At 36.1% G+C, this 18,090-nt stretch carries 16 protein-coding genes; 4 read left to right on the forward strand and 12 right to left on the reverse strand.

Annotated elements, in window-relative coordinates:
* Positions 1-275: 275 nt before the first annotated feature.
* From LV89_RS03640 to LV89_RS03660, 5 genes are all read right to left on the reverse strand, one after another.
* Positions 276-1,256, reverse strand: a complete 981-nt coding sequence (locus LV89_RS03640; RefSeq protein ID WP_211321140.1) for a FecR family protein — start codon at positions 1,254-1,256, stop codon at positions 276-278.
* 130 nt (positions 1,257-1,386) lie between these two features.
* The gene (locus tag LV89_RS03645; protein ID WP_109741513.1) at positions 1,387-1,596 is read right to left on the reverse strand and encodes a hypothetical protein; all 210 of its coding nucleotides are present in this window, start codon (positions 1,594-1,596) and stop codon (positions 1,387-1,389) included.
* Positions 1,589-2,848 (reverse strand): MFS transporter, encoded by a 1,260-nt coding sequence (locus LV89_RS03650; RefSeq protein ID WP_109741514.1) that lies wholly within the window; start codon positions 2,846-2,848, stop codon positions 1,589-1,591. Before LV89_RS03650 ends, LV89_RS03645 begins: the two co-directional genes overlap by 8 nt.
* Positions 2,849-2,877: 29 nt before the next feature.
* Positions 2,878-3,783: a DMT family transporter gene (locus LV89_RS03655; protein WP_109741515.1), complete on the reverse strand. Its 906-nt coding sequence runs from the start codon at positions 3,781-3,783 to the stop codon at positions 2,878-2,880.
* Complete coding sequence (locus tag LV89_RS03660; RefSeq protein ID WP_109741516.1) at positions 3,770-4,945, reverse strand: 2-methylaconitate cis-trans isomerase PrpF family protein; 1,176 nt, start codon at positions 4,943-4,945, stop codon at positions 3,770-3,772. The genes LV89_RS03655 and LV89_RS03660 overlap by 14 nt, the downstream gene beginning before the upstream one ends.
* A 59-nt stretch (positions 4,946-5,004) precedes the next feature.
* Between LV89_RS03660 and LV89_RS03665 the strand changes: the two genes are divergently transcribed.
* A complete protein-coding gene (locus tag LV89_RS03665) occupies positions 5,005-5,637 on the forward strand; it encodes a hypothetical protein (RefSeq protein ID WP_109741517.1) in 633 nt (210 codons plus the stop codon).
* Here LV89_RS03665 and tcuA read toward each other — a convergent pair.
* The 5 genes from tcuA to LV89_RS03690 all read right to left on the reverse strand — a co-directional run bounded on the left by tcuA (position 5,629) and on the right by LV89_RS03690 (position 12,828).
* Positions 5,629-7,119 carry an FAD-dependent tricarballylate dehydrogenase TcuA gene (gene tcuA, locus LV89_RS03670; protein WP_109741518.1) on the reverse strand — a complete coding sequence of 497 codons (1,491 nt, stop codon included), beginning with the start codon at positions 7,117-7,119 and terminating at the stop codon, positions 5,629-5,631. The genes LV89_RS03665 and tcuA overlap by 9 nt on opposite strands.
* 87 nt (positions 7,120-7,206) lie before the next feature.
* Positions 7,207-10,221, reverse strand: a complete 3,015-nt coding sequence (locus tag LV89_RS03675; RefSeq protein ID WP_109741519.1) for a TonB-dependent receptor domain-containing protein — start codon at positions 10,219-10,221, stop codon at positions 7,207-7,209.
* 192 nt (positions 10,222-10,413) lie between these two features.
* Complete coding sequence (locus LV89_RS03680; RefSeq protein WP_109741520.1) at positions 10,414-11,412, reverse strand: FecR family protein; 999 nt, start codon at positions 11,410-11,412, stop codon at positions 10,414-10,416.
* 197 nt (positions 11,413-11,609) lie between these two features.
* Positions 11,610-12,179 (reverse strand): RNA polymerase sigma-70 factor, encoded by a 570-nt coding sequence (locus LV89_RS03685; protein ID WP_109741521.1) that lies wholly within the window; start codon positions 12,177-12,179, stop codon positions 11,610-11,612.
* A gap of 67 nt (positions 12,180-12,246) precedes the next feature.
* Entirely contained in the window at positions 12,247-12,828 is a 582-nt protein-coding gene (locus tag LV89_RS03690; RefSeq protein WP_109741522.1) for an RNA polymerase sigma factor, read from the reverse strand.
* Between the two features lie 323 nt (positions 12,829-13,151).
* On the opposite strand from LV89_RS03690, the gene trxB reads away from it, so the two are divergent.
* Positions 13,152-14,087 carry a thioredoxin-disulfide reductase gene (trxB, locus tag LV89_RS03695; protein WP_109741523.1) on the forward strand — a complete coding sequence of 312 codons (936 nt, stop codon included), beginning with the start codon at positions 13,152-13,154 and terminating at the stop codon, positions 14,085-14,087.
* 104 nt (positions 14,088-14,191) lie between these two features.
* Positions 14,192-15,316: a peptidoglycan DD-metalloendopeptidase family protein gene (locus LV89_RS03700; protein WP_158279502.1), complete on the forward strand. Its 1,125-nt coding sequence runs from the start codon at positions 14,192-14,194 to the stop codon at positions 15,314-15,316.
* Between the two features lie 338 nt (positions 15,317-15,654).
* Here LV89_RS03700 and LV89_RS03705 read toward each other — a convergent pair whose 3' ends face one another.
* Positions 15,655-16,287 carry an NAD(P)H-dependent oxidoreductase gene (locus LV89_RS03705; protein ID WP_211321141.1) on the reverse strand — a complete coding sequence of 211 codons (633 nt, stop codon included), beginning with the start codon at positions 16,285-16,287 and terminating at the stop codon, positions 15,655-15,657.
* 302 nt (positions 16,288-16,589) lie between these two features.
* Here LV89_RS03705 and bshB1 point away from each other — a divergent pair, with 302 nt between their 5' ends.
* Positions 16,590-17,309 (forward strand): bacillithiol biosynthesis deacetylase BshB1, encoded by a 720-nt coding sequence (gene bshB1, locus LV89_RS03710; protein ID WP_109741526.1) that lies wholly within the window; start codon positions 16,590-16,592, stop codon positions 17,307-17,309.
* A gap of 65 nt (positions 17,310-17,374) precedes the next feature.
* On the opposite strand, the gene pdxH is transcribed toward bshB1, so the two are convergent.
* Complete coding sequence (pdxH, locus tag LV89_RS03715) at positions 17,375-18,019, reverse strand: pyridoxamine 5'-phosphate oxidase (RefSeq protein ID WP_109741527.1); 645 nt, start codon at positions 18,017-18,019, stop codon at positions 17,375-17,377.
* Positions 18,020-18,090 lie beyond the last annotated feature (71 nt).

The following is an 18,090-nucleotide window of genomic DNA, read 5'->3' on the forward strand; positions in this document are numbered from 1 at the left end:
GTGATAATTAGAAAAAAATAGTGGTTGGATATTTAATGTTAAAAAATAGTGGTTGGATATTTAATGTTAAAAAATAGTGGTTGGATATTTAATGTTAAAAAATAGTGGTTGGGTATTTAATGTTAAAAAATAGTGGTTGGATATTTAATGTTAAAAAATAGTGGTTGGGTATTTAATGTTAAAAAATGTGTGATTTACAAATCAATGACAATTAAACTATTCACTGCTAACTGTTCACTAATAACTATTCACTAATAACTATTCACTAATAACTGTTACTGCTCACAGCCATTTCCTTTTAGATAAATTTCATTGCCTTTGATTTCATATTCTGCATCAATAGACCGACAAATTATTTCGAGAATGGTTGAAAGATGTTCTTGGTCGAAATTACCCGACAAACGGCAGTTTCTTAATGCAGGGTTGAGGTGGATATTTACATTGAAATTTTGCTCAATATTATCCACCACACTCTGCATGGAAGTATTATCGAAATTTAAAGAGGCGAGTTCCCAGTAAAAAGTTTTATCTTTTGGTAATTCGTTGATTGTCAATACGTCAGATTTGTTTTCTAAAACAACTTGTTGTTTAGGCGTTACAAAAACCTCCTTTTCAGATTCATTCGTTACCGAAACTTTTCCTGTAACCACCGAAACTTCAAATTTTTCTGTTTCTGGATATGCTTTCACATTGAAACTTGTTCCTAAAACTTTGGTGGTCATTTTTCCAGAATAAATCAAGAATGGGCGACCTTCATCTCGTTTTACATCAAAAAAAGCTTCTCCTTTCAAATTCACCTGACGATATACTCTATCTGATTGATTATAAGATAATTGTGTTTTGGGATGAAGCCAAACGCTACTACCATCTGGAAGCGAAACTTTCAAAATCTTAGCAGATGAGTTTTCATATTTAGCCCAATCTGAAAGCGGAATATCTGACTTTATTTTTGCTAAGTTTTCAACCGAATCAGGATTCCAATAAAAAGATAATCCAAAGACAATCAGTACGATAGCCGCCATACTTGCAGCATACCAAACCCAACGTGGCGGCGTATAGAGTTTGATTGGATTGATTTTATGGTCAATATTTTTGCGTACTCGATAATACAATTCAGAATATTCGTCTTCCGATAAATCACTGATGCCATCAGGATTATTCTCAAATGACTTATACCATGCTTCTACCAACATTTGTTCTCCTTCAGAACATTCGTTGTTAAGATATTTTGCAATTATTTCTTGATTTAGTCTCATTTTATTGGCTTTCATAGACTAAGTGAATCGAAAAAGATTTTTCCCCTATGCCGTTTTGAAAAAAAATAAAAAAACTTCTTTTGAAGCTCAAAAGAAGTTTTTAAAAATTCTAACAAAATAAAAAGATAGGCTACTCAGTACAGTGTTTAATAAGTTTTTTTACTTCCCGAAAGTTTTTTCTACTTTCGGGAAGTTCTACAAGATTTTGGGGAAGTCTAATTCTCTGAAAGAACTTCTCGAAAGTAGAAGGAACTTTCGAGAAGTATAAAACCCCAACTTCACTTCCCGAAAGTTTTTTACCCGCAATGGATATTGTTTCGGGAAGTTGAATATTAAACACTATACTCCGTTTCGGTTTCCAAAGGTTTTGAAGCGTCAATTTTGAACCATAATAAACCGCCTACAATTACTAAACAACCAATAATTCTGACAGGAATTTCGTAGCTACCTGTGCTGGTAAGAATAAAGCCAAAAGCCGATGCCATAATTGCCGAGCCTAATTGCCCTGCCAAGCCCATTGTTCCTGCTACTGTTCCTGCGTTTTTTCCGCCAATATCGGTGGCTACTGCCCATGCTACTGGCAAGGTAAAGTCTTTGAAGGCAAGTCCAAGAGCAAGGAAAATAATTGCCCAACTGGTATCTGCAATTAATGAACCCGTAATCATACAAATTCCTGCCATTACCAAGCCGAACATTCCGACGTAGCGTCTGCCAAATTTTAAACCTCTCTTTTTCGATAAATAATCAGAAGCAAAACCTCCTGCCAAACAACCTGCCATTCCCAAAACGAACGGAAGCGAAACCATCCAACTTAAATCCGATTTGTCGATACCACGTCCTTTTTCTAAATATTTAGGCATCCATGACATATAGAAATAAGCACCGTACAATAAACAATGGTACATACCCATCAATGCCCAAAGGTTGGCACTTTTCAAAAAGGTTTTCCAAGGTAATAAGCTATGAGAAATGGTTTTTACGCTTCTTCCTTCTTCAATTTCTTTTACTTCTTCGGCAGTAATTCCTTTCATATCTCTTGGTTCGTCTTTAAACCAAAACCACCAATAAATAGCCCAGATTGCCCCTAATGACCCAAAAATATAGAAAACCATTCGCCAGCCATACGCATTTGCCAACATAACTGATAAGAATGGAGCTAATGCTCCACCCAGACGGCTACCCATCCATACAACCGACTGAATACTACCTCTTTGAATGGCAGGAAACCACCGTGCAATGGCAACTGATGCCGTCGGGAATGCCCCTGCTTCGCCTGCTCCGAAGAGAAAACGAACAATTAAGAGCATATAAAATCCTTGTACAAAACCTGTAAGAATCGTGAAAATTGACCACCAAATAACAATTCTGAAAAGCGTAATGCGAGGTCCGTATCTGTCCACTAACATCCCCGTAGGAATTTCAAATGCCCCATAAGCTAAGGAGAATGCTCCCAAAACCAAACCCCATTGCTTGTCGCTCAATTGCAATTCATCCGTAATTTTTGTTCCGATGACAGAAATGGAATTCCTATCTAAGTACGTGATGATGGCAAAAATGACAAATACTAATAATAATTGATACCGTTTTTTCATGATAAGAAAGATATTTTAGTGAATATTCCTTAGTCGATAGGAACATTTTTTGTTCTAAATTTTAGTGATAATAACAAACCCGTGAAGATTAAAAATAGTCCCATGAAACTCTGCAAATTGTAGGTTTCATTGAATACGAAATAACCGATAATGAAGGCGTAAGCGGCTTCTAAATATCTAAGATTGGAGAGAATACTTGCTTTTTCTGAACTCTGAACGGCTTTTGTGAAATAATTTTGGGCAAAAAAGCCAACTAAACCAATAGATAATAATCCTAAACTTTCGGTTGGTGTGGGCAATTGCCAAACTTTATCTCCTTTCTGAAAAAGACATATTATGCCGCTAACCGTTGCTGAAATAAACATGAAGTAATGAAGGATAACCAACTGGTGGTCGTCGTCGCCAATTTTTTTGATAACGATAAAAAGTAAACCGCCAAAAACTGCCGAAAGAATACCGATACTCAAATCAAAAAAACTGATACGAGTATCAAAACCTTTCATGATTAAAATACCAATAAACGACATTAAAAAGAATAACCATTGAATGGGTTTGACTTTCTCTTTTAAGAATATAATAGCCGCAATGGTGGTAAAAATGGGCGATAAATATTTTAAAGCCACCGACGACGCAAAGGGTATTCTGGTGAGAATATAAAAAAATGAAAACATCGAAACCGAACCTACTAAAGCTCTTAAAACTAATAATTTACTGTTTTTGCCAATTAAGGGAATATGGTAAAATTTGAGATAAGAGACACTTAAAATCCAACCAATAATTGACCTAAAAAAGATATGCTGAAAACTATTGAATTGAGGCATCATTTTGATAAATGCTTGCATCATAGAAAAACAAAAAGTGCTGATAAGCATAAACGTCATGCCCTGACTCCATGAGAATGTTTTATTCTCGCTCGTTTTCTTAGTAGAATACATATCCTTCCATTATTTTTCTGACTGTTCTCAACGTACCTGCTTTGTCTAAAACGAGTCCTTTGTTTGTATTTTTCATTTCAATATTTACCTCAATAACGCCCGCAGGATGTTCTATGATGACAAATTCTCGGTTTTGTCCATTCTCTTTTCCAACTTCCGAAGCCACCGTTCCTTTTAATTTCAAGGCAGTTCCAACACAAATTGCCCCCGTTACCGCATGGCTCGGATGGAGTGTTTTGGGTGTAAAATACAGCGAACGAATATGATGTTTTGCATCGGTTGGGCTGGATAAAATACCAATTTTGGGCAGTACACTATCTTTGACATCTCCCATGCCTGCCCGCAAACCTGCTTCCAAACGGATAGCTTCTAATTTTGCCATTAATTCCTTATTATTTTCAAAGAATTCTTTGTTTTCATTGCCCATCAAACCAAAGTCTTTGGCTTTCATCAAGACCATCAAACTGCCCGCATCAAGTATCGAAACCTCAATGCCATTGATAATTTCCTTTAAATTGCTCGTTGGTAATTGTTTGCCTGTTTTTCCGCCCACTTGGTCAGATAAATTCATGATGATTGGAGCGGCAGTTCCAGGAACACCGTCAATTTGAGCATTGCCATTGTACTCAACAACGCCATTGGGAGTTTGTACAATTTCTTCAATAACAGAATTGGTATTAATATTAAAAATGCGAACTCTCGTTTCTGGGATAGTTGCTTTTACCCAACCTTTTTCGATAGCAAAAGGACCAACGCCCGCCATCATATTTCCGCAGGGTGGGAGGGTGTCCACAATCGGATTGTCAATATCTACTTGGGCAAAAAGATAATCCACGTCGATATTGGGTCTTTTGGAAGGTTCAGCCATGACAACTTTACTCGTAACCGTAACGGCAGCCCCCAAACCATCAATTTGGTTATGGTCTGGCGACCCCATCACTTTTAGAATAATGGCATCACGTTCTTTTTTATTAGAAGGCAATTCTCTTTTATCAAAAAATGGACCTTTAGACGTACCGCCACGCATATATGTACAAGGGATTTGTCTTTTTTGAAGATTAATCGCTCTTTGATTATCAGCGAATTGTTGAGTTGTTTTACAAGCCAACAGATTTACCGATAAAAGGAAAAGAAGTATGTAATTTTTGAAGTTGTTATTCATCTTATCATTATGGTATCTGGAATGGATAAAATTCGTAATTTTGTAACAAAAAAACAGATATGAGAAACTTTGAAAATTGGGAAACCCAAGACTTAGAAATAACTTTTGGTTTAAATCAGGTTTGGGATAATAAACTGATTACTGATTGGCTTTCTGCTACTGCTACTTTTTCTGAATTTGAAATTGAACTAATAGAACGCATTAGAATTAGAATTTTAAGAAATGTTGAATTTTGGAATGAAGATGAATTAAAACTTCAATCCATTGCCAGCATTATTGAAATGGCTAATTTTACTTCTGATGCCTTCAAATCATTTTCGCAACGTCCACTTTCTGCTACTATTAATGGGATTGAAATTGGAGGTAGAGTTGATTTTATGCTTGCCAAAGGAAGACAAAAACCTATTGAACCCTATTTTTTTATCCACGAATACAAGCAAGAAACTAAAAGAGGCTCTAATGACCCCAAAGGGCAATTATTGGCAGAACTTTTAGTGGCTCAAACACGCAACGAAAACAAATTTCCGCTTTATGGTTGTTATGTACTTGGTCGTAATTGGTTTTTTGTGATACTTGATGGTCCCGAATACGTTGTAAGTAATGCTTTTAACTCATCTGATGAGGATATTTACAAAATTATCGCTATTCTAAAACAAGTTTGTATCAACATTGAAAACCTACATTTATCCTAAATACTCAGCCGCCGAATACCCTGCACTTCGTCCAAAAACTGCCCCAGAAGTTAGTCCAGAACCACCGGGATAACCATAGAAAAATACACCTCCAACCATTTCACCACAAGCAAAAAGCCCTGCAATGGCATTTCCTTTTTCGTCCAAAACCTCTGCCGAAGTATTCACTTTTACACCACCATACGTGAAGGTGATTCCACCCGTAACGGGATAGGCTTTGAAAGGTGGCGTATCCAAAATATTTGCCCAATTGGTTTTATTGAGGGGCAATCCTTTGGTAGCTTTTCCATCTTTTATCGTTGGGTCAAAAGGCGTTTCTGTGTCTATCGAAGCATTATAATCTTGCAAGGTTGCTAATGCCTGTTGCGGATTTACGCCATGAAGTTTGGTGACTAATTCCTCCAAAGTATCAGCTTCTACAAAGCTGGCATCGTGGGTTTTGTATTCGCTATAAAGCAATTTATCTACTTTGGAATCAAAAATTTGCCATGCTAAATTATCAGGCTGATTCAATACTGCTGCCCCAAATTGGGCATAAGTATAATTTCTAAAATCCAAGCCTTCGTCCACAAAACGCTCGCCCTTTGCATTGAGCATCACACCAAATAAATAGGAGATTTTACGATAATGTTTTCTTTCAATAAATGGAATGTCGAGATTTCCGTATTCGGGCATATTAAAGTCCATTGGTGTGGCATGGCATCCTTCAAAATTACCATTTAGTGCTGCTCCAACGGCAGTTGCCATTTCCAAACCTTTGCCCATATTGTGGCGTGTCCCTCTTACTCTGGCTTTTGCCCAAACTTCGCCTAAGTGTTTTATTCTTAATTCTTTATTGGCTTCAAAACCCCCACAGGCTACTATTACAGCATTACTATTTAGCGTTTTTTCTTCTCCATTTTCCAAGAATTTTACGCCTGTGATTTTTCCATTTTCGGTTAATAATTCTTGTACGTCACAATTATATTTTATTGTACCTCCAATTCTTAAAAATTCGGCTAATTCAGCTTGTACTAAACCATCTCCTTCGCCTTCTGCTTCGAGCGACAAACCACCCCAAAAGATGTATTTGCCGTCTTTTATGAAAGTTTGACGAGAATATATCGGAGCAAATTTGATATTATGCGACCCCAACCATTGCAAAGTAGGCAGACTTTCATCTACTAAATACTGTTGTAAATCAGTAATTTCTACTTCTTGATTAAAGTATTTGAGGTCGGCTAAAAACTTCTCTTTAGTATAACTGCCAAAATCAGAAATAGCTAAACGTTCATCGTTGGGATTGAGAAGTAAGGGCTTTAAATCATCAAAAGAATTATAGGCAAATCGCATTGCTCCTGCGGTATAGCGACTATTCCCTCCAAATTCATGTTCGTCGGCTTTTTCAAGCATAATTACTGACGCTCCCTTTTCTAAACTGGCAATTCCTGCACACAAAGCGGCAGAACCACTTCCGATAATGATAATATTTTTTGAGTCCATGATGAGTAAGCTGTGATGAGTGAATTGTGTTTAGCGAGTTGTAAATTCACTAAATCACAACTCACTAAATCACAAAAAATCACAACACTAAAATTTATAATTAACAGCAAGATTCAAGAAGCGTCCTTGTGTACCAAATTGGTTGGTTCTACGAGAGAAGATAACTTCATTGTTTGTTTGTGGTACTTGTAATAAATCTGGATATTCGTCAAAAATATTATTTACACCAAAAGTAATTCCTAATGATTTGGTAGCTCTGTATGTCAAAGCAATGTCAGTTACTGTTTTTTCGCTGAATACTTGATACAAGACAGCATTAGGGTCTGTTGGTTTTACAGCTAAAGTTGCGGTTGGGTCAGATACTTTTCCGAAACGAGACATTCTAAGTAAAACGCCCAATTTATTAATATCATAATTGGCAGAAAAAATCAATTTATTTTTCGGAAGCCCGTCAGTGATAAATAAAGTAGCCACAGCATCAGCAACTTCCACGCCTGTATCAGTTTTACGGTTTGCTCTCAAAGTGGTAACCATTGATGAAAACGCTGCGTTTAGGTTTATTTTTCCTTCTCCTAATTTGTTGTTGTAATTGGCTACAAACTCAAACCCATTCGTTCTTGTATCAATCGCATTGACAAAAACGGTAGCGTTTTGAGGAAAACCAGCCGCTACGAAAGCTGGAATTTTAGATACATCAATTTGTCCCGAAAGCATAATACGGTTATCCACATCAATTTGGTAAATATCAGCGGTAAGCGTGAAATGGTCGCCAATTTTTGAAGTGATACCCGCAGAATAATCCAATGAAGTTTCTTTCTTTAAACCATTCACACCGATTAATTTAGCTAAGTCAGAAGTAGCAGGAATAACAGGATTAATAATTGAATTTCCTGCGTTATCAAATGAAATATTGACATAATTACTATAATGACTTTGTACCATTGATGGAGCTCTAAAACCTCTACTGATAGATGCACGAATGGCAAATGGTTCAGCAATTCTTAATCTTGAATTTAATTTATAAGAAAAATCAGAGCCAAAATCGCTATAATTTTCTCCACGAATAGCCGCACCAACCAAGAAATTTTTAGTAATGTCACTTTCTGCTTCTACATACAAACCAACATTTGTTCTGTTCCAATTTCCTGCTGTGGCAGGGCTAAAACCTTCTCTTCCGCTTGACCCAACGTCTTTGGTTTTGAATAACGAACCTGCTTTCCAAGCAGCTTCATCGCCTGCTATTTGTGCAAAAGTCTCATAACGAAATTCTGTACCAGCACCAATACTTAAATTTGGATAGGTGTTTTTATTGAAGCTCTTAGAAATATCTGCATTCACCAATGTTTGTGTAACGCCTGTTTGTCCTACATAAAAAGAGGTTGGCGAAGCTGCTCCTAAACTTGGATTGACTGTATTTTCAGCATAAAAATCAACTTTGTTAGCTCCTTGTCCAACACTGAAATCAAGATTCCAGTCAGAGCCAAGTTTTCCTTTCAAACCAGCCGTAATAGAAAAGTCATTTATATCAGCAGGAGCAATAGGATTATATCCATTCGGGAAAATCGTGAGTGCATTTCTTTTGGTATTTGAAGGTGGGCGAGTAAAGATACCCGTTACAACGTGCTTTTTAGTGAAACCTCCAAAAGAATATAAATTCCATTTATCATTAAGGGGCAAACCCGCATTGATAAATAGTCCATACGTGGTATTTTCGGCAGAACCCAATACTGCACGGTCTAAATTAATACCATTTTGAGCCACCAAAGCTGCATCAGCTACGGGGTCTTTCACATAAAACCCAGCAGAGGCTTTATAGGTACCCGAACGGTCATAACCATCTGTATGATTGTAAGTTAAGGTAGTATTTACGAATCCCTTTTTACCTAATTTTAACCCAAAGTTGGCAGCCAAATTATACGTTTTCCCATCAGTAGTTAATTTCGGAGCAGTTGCACCTGTAATATCTAAGTTTGGTTTTGAGTATCCCATACCTGTATAAACGGTAACCGAACCGCCAGACGAAGCGTCGTTCAATTCCATGTTAATTACTCCACCGATGGCATCAGAACCATATTGAGCTGCTGCTCCGTCACGCAAAACTTCTACTCTTTTCAACGATAAAGAAGGCACCACATTGATGTCTGTTCCTACTTGTCCTTTTCCTACACCATCATTAATACTCAAAAATGATACTTTATGACGACGTTTGTTATTCACCAAAACCAATACTTGGTCTGGACCTAAACCTCTCAATGTAGCAGGGTCAACGAAGGGAGCAGAGTCATTAATCCCAAATTTTACGGCATTAAATGAAGGTGCTGTATAAGTAATGGATTGTCCCAAATCTACCTGTCCAGAAGTTTGAATATCTTTTGCTGAAATAACATCAACCGCTACGGGACGGTCAACGTCGGTACGTGCTTTGGCAAAACGTGAACCCACCACTACTACTTCGCTCAACTGCGAATTTTCTTCTGCCAATGCCACATTAATGGGTGTGCTTTCTCCAACGGTAACTTCCGTAGTTTTAAAACCGATAAATGAAAAAACTAAAGTTTCACCTTTATCAGCATTAATCTTGAAATCACCATTGGCATCAGAAGTTGTGCCACGTTTTGTTCCTTTTACCGCAATACTTACCCCTGGTAGAGCCTGACCTTTGGCATCGTTTACTTTGCCATTGACAGGCTCTGAAACGGGAGGGCTTGGGAAAATCGGTAAACTGGTATTCCCAACTTTTTCATTTGTACTCAATATTATTTGGTTGCCAAAATTTTTGTAGTTGATAGCAAGCGGACTAAAAAGTCGTGATAAAACTTCAGCTAATTTCTGATTTTGAACTTTTAAACTAATTTTTCTCTCTGCATTTATCATGCTTGGACTGTAAATGAATTTTACTTCTGCCAATTTTTCAATTTGGCTTAATGCTGTTTGAATTTCGGTATTCTGTAAAGACAATGAAATCGTTTTGTCTAAATAATTCTGGCTTTTGCCATCGTGGGCGAATGCGTTGCTAATAAAAATAGCCAGCCAAAGGCATTGTACCACTGAAAATCTCATGATTTTAAAGAGAATCGTTTGATTAGTGAGTTGTTTTTTCATACTTTTACTAATGATTTTGTTGTTTTGAATGTGACAAAATTTACCCTTCAATGACTTTTCCAAGAGATGATTGAAGGATATTCTCGACCGATAATGCTGGTAACATTATCGGTCTTTTTTATTGATAAAATAATGGGTAATAATACTGCCCAAATCAGACGCTGGTAACATCCTCATTGGTAATGGTTTTTACTAAAAGCATCCTCTGCCCGACACAATAATATCAGTGCCTTTAATCTGATAATTGGCATTGAGGGTCTGGCATAAAAAATCTAATTGATTATAAATTGGCATGGCGTTTAAGTCGCCTGTAAAAGTGCAATTGGCAATTTTTTCATCTTCCAAGAAAATCTCAATTCCATAAGCATCTTTGAATTTTTGTAAAACTTCAGATAAACGTGCATTTCTGAAATCAAAATTGATTTTGTCTTTCACTGTCACCAAAACTTCAGGTTTTTCTACTAACCCTGTCACAAAATGGTTGTCTTCGTCGAAATAAACCACTTTTTCATTTGGCGTTAATACCACACCATTTTCTTTCGGATTACTCGCCCCTTTTTCATAAACTGACACTTTCCCTGTTTTAACTTCTACTTGAATTTTTGAACTCAAATCTGATTTTATTAAAAAACTCGTCCCCAAAACCTTCGTAATTGTTTCACCACAAAGCACCATAAAAGGTTTGTTAGGATTTCGTTTAATGTCAAAAAACGCATTTCCTTTCAAGGTTACTTCTCGTTTATCAGCCAAAAAATGTTTTGGATAAGATAAGATTGCCTTCGGGTGTAGTTTGATAACACTACCATCTTCTAACTTGAGAGCAATAATTTTATTGGTTGCATTTTCTTGCGTAACAACCCCCGCATATTCACTTATAATAAGATGATTTTGAGTATTTAAAACGTAATTAAAATAAATACCAAGACCTAACAAAATAGTGATGCTGGCAGCAATCGCCAATCTGAAAGATTGTTTACGCCAGATAGATACAGGTTTAGTTATTGGGGTTGCTCCTTTATGAATTCTACTCCACATTCTATCTTTCACATGATTCCATTCAGGCTCGGTAGTAGGTATTTTTGAATCATTGCCAACTAATTCAAACCATTGTTCAACTACCTTTTTTTCCTCAGCATTACATTTACCCGACAGATACTTTTCTAATAAATACTCAAATGATTGTTTGCTCATAGATTTATTGATTTATATTCTGAAAGTCGTTAAATAAGTATTCACCCCTAAAAGAAAATAAAAAATATTTGAAAAATACAATAAAAGTCCACATTCAAGATAAATATTCTTGAAAAATGACATTTAAAAAATAAAGTAATATGGAAGAGAAGTGGAGGAAGTGAGGCGTATCTAAAGAAAATAGCAAGACAGAAATCTTAACTAAATGTAAGCCAAAAAAGTAAAATCGTGAGGTAATCTTTTAGATAAATCCGTAGAAATTTTAGAGCCTGCGTGATGTGATATTCCACTGATTTTTCAGATAAATCTAAAGCAATGGCAATTTCTTTATGTGATTTTTCTTCAAATCTACTCATTTTAAAAACCGTCTGTGTTTTATCAGGTAATTGATAAATAGCTTTTTCAATAGCCACTTGAATAGCTTCGGCTGTTAAAAAATCTTCTGTTTGAAATGAGGCTTCATGGTAAGAAACTTCCAAAGAATTTCTTTGTACAATGACTTGACGAAGGTGACTAATAATCTGATATTTGAGAGCTGTAAATAAATAACTTTCCAAATGGGCAATTTCTAATCCTTTACGCCTTTCCCAAAGTTTTGTGAATAACTCCTGTACAATCTCTTCTGAAGCATCTCTTGAACCCGTTTTGAAGGTAGCCAATGAAAATAATTTCTTCCAATAACGGTCATAAATTTCACGGAAAGCAACCTCATCATCTATGGCGATAAGCGTTATCAAAGTCTCGTCTGAAAACGTGGAAAAATTCATGGGAAGTTTTAAAGAAATTATTTTGATGCTATATTACAATAAAATCTTGGAATTGTAAAAAAAACAATCAATTACAAGCAGTATTTAATAAAATAAAGAGTAACGTATAATCTTTCAATACCTCACGAAGTATTTTTAGAGCCTTCGTCATTTGATTTTCAACCGTTTTTTCTGATATGTCTAATTTTTCAGAAACTTCTCGTTGAGAAAGTCCACTACGTTTCAATAAAAAAACTTCTCGGCAACGTTCAGGCAATATTAATAAAGCCTTTTGATAAGCCTCATTTAGTTCGTCAAAACTAACTGCTTGTTCCGTAAAATTTTCATCTTTATTGTCAGTTTCTATATTAGTAGAGTACTGTTCAAAAAGGTTGTTTTTCTTATATTGTGCAATGACCAAGTATTTGACCGAAGAAAAAAGATAGGCTTCAATTGTTGTAGAAATAGATAAAACGGTACGTCTCTCCCAAAGAGAAACAAATAATTCTTGGACAATCTCTTCTGTCAATTCTCTATTTTGAAGACGTTTATAAACAGCCCCATAAAGTTTAGAAAAGTATTTTTGATACAAAAAGTCAAAAGCAGTTACATCACCTTTTGCAAGGTGACTAAGAATTTTTTGGTCAGTATCAAATATTGGACTAATCATTTTTTATCGCAAGATAATACAATTTTTTTGTGGCAAAATAACTATTTAAAAAATGTTGTAAATGCTTGTTAGAGCAATGTTTTACTACTATTTTTGGATACGCAAATATTTTACATAATTACTTTTATCCCGCCAAATAATAAAAAAGTGTTATTGTGTTGATTTTCAGCATGGTAAATCATTTTCCGCCCTTCCTTACCTAATATTTCCTTGTGTAATCTAAATAAATGTGCAATTTTTGTATAAATTTTTTTGTTAAAAAAATAGCTCGAATCTTGTAATTCGGATATTTCAAAAACACTAATAAAGTACAAAAACTTAGAATGGCAGAGCATACCAAATGCCTAATTATAGGCTCAGGACCGGCAGGTTATACCGCAGCAATCTACGCCTCAAGGGCAGGATTAAACCCAATAATGTATCAAGGCCCACAACCAGGTGGACAATTGACAATTACGAATGATGTTGAAAATTTCCCTGGTTATCCAGACGGAGTTCAAGGACCAGAAATGATGCAAGACCTTGAAAAACAGGCTCGTAGATTTGGAACAGATGTTCGTTACGGATTAGCAACAAAAGTTGACTTTTCAACAAGTCCGAAGAAAGTTTTTATTGATGATACACACGAAATCCATGCGGACGCCGTTATAATTGCAACAGGTGCTTCGGCAAAATGGTTAGGTTTGCCATCAGAAGAAGTATTTAACGGTCGTGGGGTTTCAGCTTGTGCCGTTTGTGATGGTTTCTTTTTCCGTAATCAAGAAGTTGCCATTGTTGGTGGTGGCGATACCGCTGCTGAAGAAGCAACTTATTTAGCAAATCTTTGCTCGAAAGTACACATGATTGTGCGTCGTGATGAATTACGTGCTTCGCAGATTATGCAGAAAAGAGTTACTTCAAATCCTAAAATTGAAGTACACTGGAATTCTGAAACACAAGAAATTTTAGGAGATGACGCAGGGGTAACTTCTGCAAAAATTAAGAATGTTAAAACTGGCGAAGAAAAAACGATTGCAGTAACAGGATTTTTCGTTGCTATTGGTCATAAACCAAATACAGACATATTTAAAGGATTCTTGGATATGGATGAAGCTGGTTATTTAATTACAGAAAAAGGTTCAAGTCGTACCAATATCGAAGGTGTTTTTGCTTCTGGCGATGCCCAAGATAATATTTATCGTCAAGCTGTTACTGCTGCGGGTTCTGGTTGTATGGCAGCCTTAGATGCAGAAAGATGGTTGACGGAACAAGAAGATTAGTTATTTAGAAAATAGAGTTTAGAGAATAGATTATAGAGGAAATTGTCTCCTAAATAATACGAAATATGTTCTCTAAACTCTATTCTCTAACATCTAAAATACTTATGATAAAGATTAACAAGATACTATTTTTTCTATTTTGTGTAGGCTCATTTACAGTCTCGGCACAAGAATCGGGGAATTTTAAGAAAAACCCTAAGATTAATGTCAAGAATAATACAGGTCTGTATAAAGAAAAGGAGAAAAAACAAGATGATATTCTGGATGAGTTGCCAAAACTTCAATTCAGAGTTGATTACTCTGTTGAGCCTGTCTCAGACGCTCCATCTGCTATCACCGCATCTAACAAATACGAACCAGCAAAGCCCTTAAATTCTTCGGTAAGTACATTTGATACAACTTCTGTGGATGAAAGAGAACCTTTAATTATTGAAATTGAAGAAGAAACTCGCCCAGAAGGAAGTGATGATTTTGTGTCAGTGGCTACTTATTATTCTGTTTGGGATGCTACAAATATTGACCCTTACGGAATTGAACCGAAAGATTTTGATGATGTGGTTGATGTAGAATTGTATAATAAAGACCAAGGGCGTTTTTGGTCTGTGCCAAACAATGCTCCCAAAATGACATCACCTTTTGGTCCAAGATGGCATCGTTTGCACGCAGGAGTAGATTTAGATTTAGAAACAGGCGACCCTGTGTATTCTGTATTTGATGGAATTGTTAGAGTATCAGGTTATGATGGAAGAGGATATGGTAATTTTATAGTAGTTCGTCATTATAACGGAATAGAGACGTTATATGGTCACCTTTCATCAAAAGGTCTTGAATCAGGAGCTTACGTAAAAGCAGGTGACCAAATCGGATTGGGAGGGAATACAGGTAGAAGTACAGGTTCTCATTTGCACTTTGAAACTCGTTATGAAGGAAATCCATTCAATCCAACTTATGTGTTCAATTTTACAGGAGCAGGTTCTGAACCAACGTCTGACCACGTTTTGATTTCGGCAAGAGTTTTTGATACTTATGGTTTGGCTTTAGGTAACGAATATGGAGATGCAGGTAACAAGGTTATGACTCGTAGAACTGCGTGGACAACGGCACATTATGGCGATACACTTTATTCAATTGCTAACCGTGCTGGCATTTCAGTAGAAAAATTGGCAAGAATGAATGGAATGAGATTGTCTTCAAGTTTAAGAGCAGGAAGACGTTTAAGAATTCAATAATAGATTAGGGGTTAGGTTTTAGTGGTTAGGAGTTATGTTTTCTTCTTTATAAAAACAAAAAAGCGTGCTTTAACACTTAAAGCACGCTTTTTTGTTTTGCCAAAATGGAATTTAAACAACTAATACCCATATTAAAGATTTGATGCGTACTTTACGGAAGTCGTCGTTTTGAACGACGACTTCCGTTGAGACTCAGATACGCAATAACTTTTTTAAATTAGTATAAATAGATTGGTTTATTAGATTGTTATCATTGAATCATCGATAGAAAGAGAATTCTCTTTGCTGATAACCTATGAAATCAATTCAACTAAAACCTAACTCCTAAGACCTAATTACTATAAAGAAACCACAAAATCTTCTGTTGATTTTCTTACTTTTTTGGCATTTGCTAATGGGTCATTAGCTTCGTCACGGTAGCCCAAAGGTACAATTACTACACTTTTTAAACCTTTTGCCGATAAACCTAATAATTCATCTAAAGCATCAGGATTAAAACCTTCCATTGGAGTAGCATCTACTTCTTCAATAGCTGCCGCTGCCAAACCAGTGCCTAAAGCAATGTATGCTTGGCGTGCCATCCAGTTAAATACGCTGGCTTCATCAGCTCCATTAACTCTTCCTTCAACCATAGCTTTGTAACCCGCTAAAGCTTCCACAGGAATCCCTCTTTCAGAAGCGATTAAATTGAAAAAAGCATCAATGCGTTCTTGGGTTGCTTTGTCCCAAACTGCCAATACCAATAATGTGCTTGTTTCTACTATTTGAGGTTGATTGAAGGCAAGCGGTTGGATTTGCTTTAATAATTCTTTATCCTCAATTATTAATAAGTTATAAGGTTGAAGACCATAAGATGAAGCTGAAAGACGAAATGCTTCAACAATCGTATTAACTTTTTCTTGTGGAACGGCTTTATCAGCAACCATTCTCTTTGTGGCATAACGCCAATTTAATTGTTCTATAAAATTCATGATATTAACTAATGTTATGACATTAAATGTATTTACACTATATTAACATCGAATTCATTGATAAGTTCATTAAATCAATTTTTTTTTGAGATAGCAGAAATATCGGCAGGCTTATTTACTTTCGTCTTTTGTAATCTTTACGGAAAAATGTACTTATTAACGCAACCCATCAGAGGTTATTGAAGTCATATTTTGTGTTGCGTCAGTAAGTATTGACTTCCGAATCTTTAAATAGGTTTTATGCTTAATGAATCATTTTTAGAACAAAAGAGTTTCATTTTAATAATTGATTATATAAAAACATGAAATTAGATATACTCGTAATGGCGGCACATCCTGACGATGCCGAATTAGGTTGCTCAGGAACAATTTGTTCACATATTGCCCAAGGCAAAAAAGTTGGAATTGTCGATTTTACTCGTGGGGAATTAGGCACTCGTGGAACTCCCGAAATTCGTTTGGCAGAATCAGCAGAGGCTACTAAAATTTTAGGTGTTCATGCTCGTGAAAATTTAGGTTTTAGAGATGGCTTTTTTGTCAATGATGAAGAGCATTTGATGAAATTAATCCGTGTCATTAGACGTTACCAACCTGAAATTGTTTTGGCAAATGCACCTTTCGACCGCCATCCTGACCACATAAAAGGTTGCGAATTAGCAGTAGATGCTTGTTTTAAGTCGGGTTTGAGAATGATAGAAACTTTTGAAGATGATGGAAATCAACAGAAGGAGTGGCGACCTAAAAATGTTTATCACTACATTCAAGACCGATATATTTCTCCAGATTTTGTGGTTGACATTTCTGAATTTTGGGATAAAAAAGAAGCATCCATCAGAGCTTTTAGAAGTCAATTTTACGACCCAACGTCTTCTGACCCAGAATCTTATCTTTCATCACCTGCATTTTTGAAATTTGTGGAGGCTCGTAATCGTGAAATGGGACACGCCATTGGTGTTGAATTTGGCGAAGGCTTTACAAGTTATAAAAAATTGGGCGTGAAGGATTTGGGGAGTTTGATTTAAAGAACCGCAAAGACGGGAAGACGCAAATAATTTTCCTCTGCGTCTTCCCGTCTTTGCGGTTAAAACTACGGTGAAAGTCTATCTATTTTCCATTCGCCGTTTTCCAATAAAGTATAAGCAATACGGTCGTGGAGACGTGATGGGCGACCTTGCCAAAATTCAATATAGTTGGGAACGAGTCTATAACCACCCCAATGCGGAGGACGTGGAATAGGAGCATCACCGAATTTTTCGATTAAATGCTTTTCTCTTTCTTCCAAAACCTCACGATTTTCAATAATCATACTTTGGTTAGAAACCCAAGCACCAATTTGGCTTCCTCGTGGGCGACTGTGAAAATAGGTATCTGAATCTTCGTCAGAAACTTTTTCTATTGTGCCTTCAATTCTTATTTGACGTTCCAATTCTACCCAAAAAAAAGTGATGCAAGCATTTGGATTTTCTGCTAATTCTGTTCCTTTTCGACTTAGATAGTTGGTATAAAAAGTAAAACCATTGTCAAGTCCTTTCAATAAAAGCACTCGTGTAGAAGGCTTATTTTCATTCGATACTGTTGAAAGTAAAAAGGCATTTGGTTCAAGCAATTGACTGGCTACGGCTTCGTCAAACCATGCTTGAAACTGTTCGATAGGAGTTGATGCAACGTCTTTTACATCTAAACTACCTTTGGTATAATTTTCTCTAAGAGCCGCTAATTCTGTTTTTGTCATTTTATTTTAGGGTTTACGAAGGATGAATTTTAGGTTCAGGATTTGTTTGCAATTTAGTACATTCTTTATTC

The organism is Arcicella aurantiaca (genome assembly GCF_003148625.1).
GTDB lineage: Bacteria > Bacteroidota > Bacteroidia > Cytophagales > Spirosomataceae > Arcicella > Arcicella aurantiaca.

What these genes read in the sequence shown, in the direction of transcription:
- bshB1 (WP_109741526.1), top strand. Translation starts at nt 16,590, where the DNA reads ATGAAATTAGATATACTCGTAATGGCGGCACATCCTGACGATGCCGAA.
- LV89_RS03685 (WP_109741521.1), bottom strand. Translation starts at nt 12,179, where the DNA reads ATGAATTTTTCCACGTTTTCAGACGAGACTTTGATAACGCTTATCGCC.
- LV89_RS03680 (WP_109741520.1), bottom strand. Translation starts at nt 11,412, where the DNA reads ATGAGCAAACAATCATTTGAGTATTTATTAGAAAAGTATCTGTCGGGT.
- LV89_RS03665 (WP_109741517.1), top strand. Translation starts at nt 5,005, where the DNA reads ATGAGAAACTTTGAAAATTGGGAAACCCAAGACTTAGAAATAACTTTT.
- LV89_RS03675 (WP_109741519.1), bottom strand. Translation starts at nt 10,221, where the DNA reads ATGAAAAAACAACTCACTAATCAAACGATTCTCTTTAAAATCATGAGA.
- trxB (WP_109741523.1), top strand. Translation starts at nt 13,152, where the DNA reads ATGGCAGAGCATACCAAATGCCTAATTATAGGCTCAGGACCGGCAGGT.
- tcuA (WP_109741518.1), bottom strand. Translation starts at nt 7,119, where the DNA reads ATGGACTCAAAAAATATTATCATTATCGGAAGTGGTTCTGCCGCTTTG.
- pdxH (WP_109741527.1), bottom strand. Translation starts at nt 18,019, where the DNA reads ATGACAAAAACAGAATTAGCGGCTCTTAGAGAAAATTATACCAAAGGT.
- LV89_RS03660 (WP_109741516.1), bottom strand. Translation starts at nt 4,945, where the DNA reads ATGAATAACAACTTCAAAAATTACATACTTCTTTTCCTTTTATCGGTA.
- LV89_RS03700 (WP_158279502.1), top strand. Translation starts at nt 14,192, where the DNA reads ATGATAAAGATTAACAAGATACTATTTTTTCTATTTTGTGTAGGCTCA.
- LV89_RS03705 (WP_211321141.1), bottom strand. Translation starts at nt 16,287, where the DNA reads ATGAATTTTATAGAACAATTAAATTGGCGTTATGCCACAAAGAGAATG.
- LV89_RS03640 (WP_211321140.1), bottom strand. Translation starts at nt 1,256, where the DNA reads ATGAGACTAAATCAAGAAATAATTGCAAAATATCTTAACAACGAATGT.
- LV89_RS03690 (WP_109741522.1), bottom strand. Translation starts at nt 12,828, where the DNA reads ATGATTAGTCCAATATTTGATACTGACCAAAAAATTCTTAGTCACCTT.
- LV89_RS03655 (WP_109741515.1), bottom strand. Translation starts at nt 3,783, where the DNA reads ATGTATTCTACTAAGAAAACGAGCGAGAATAAAACATTCTCATGGAGT.
- LV89_RS03650 (WP_109741514.1), bottom strand. Translation starts at nt 2,848, where the DNA reads ATGAAAAAACGGTATCAATTATTATTAGTATTTGTCATTTTTGCCATC.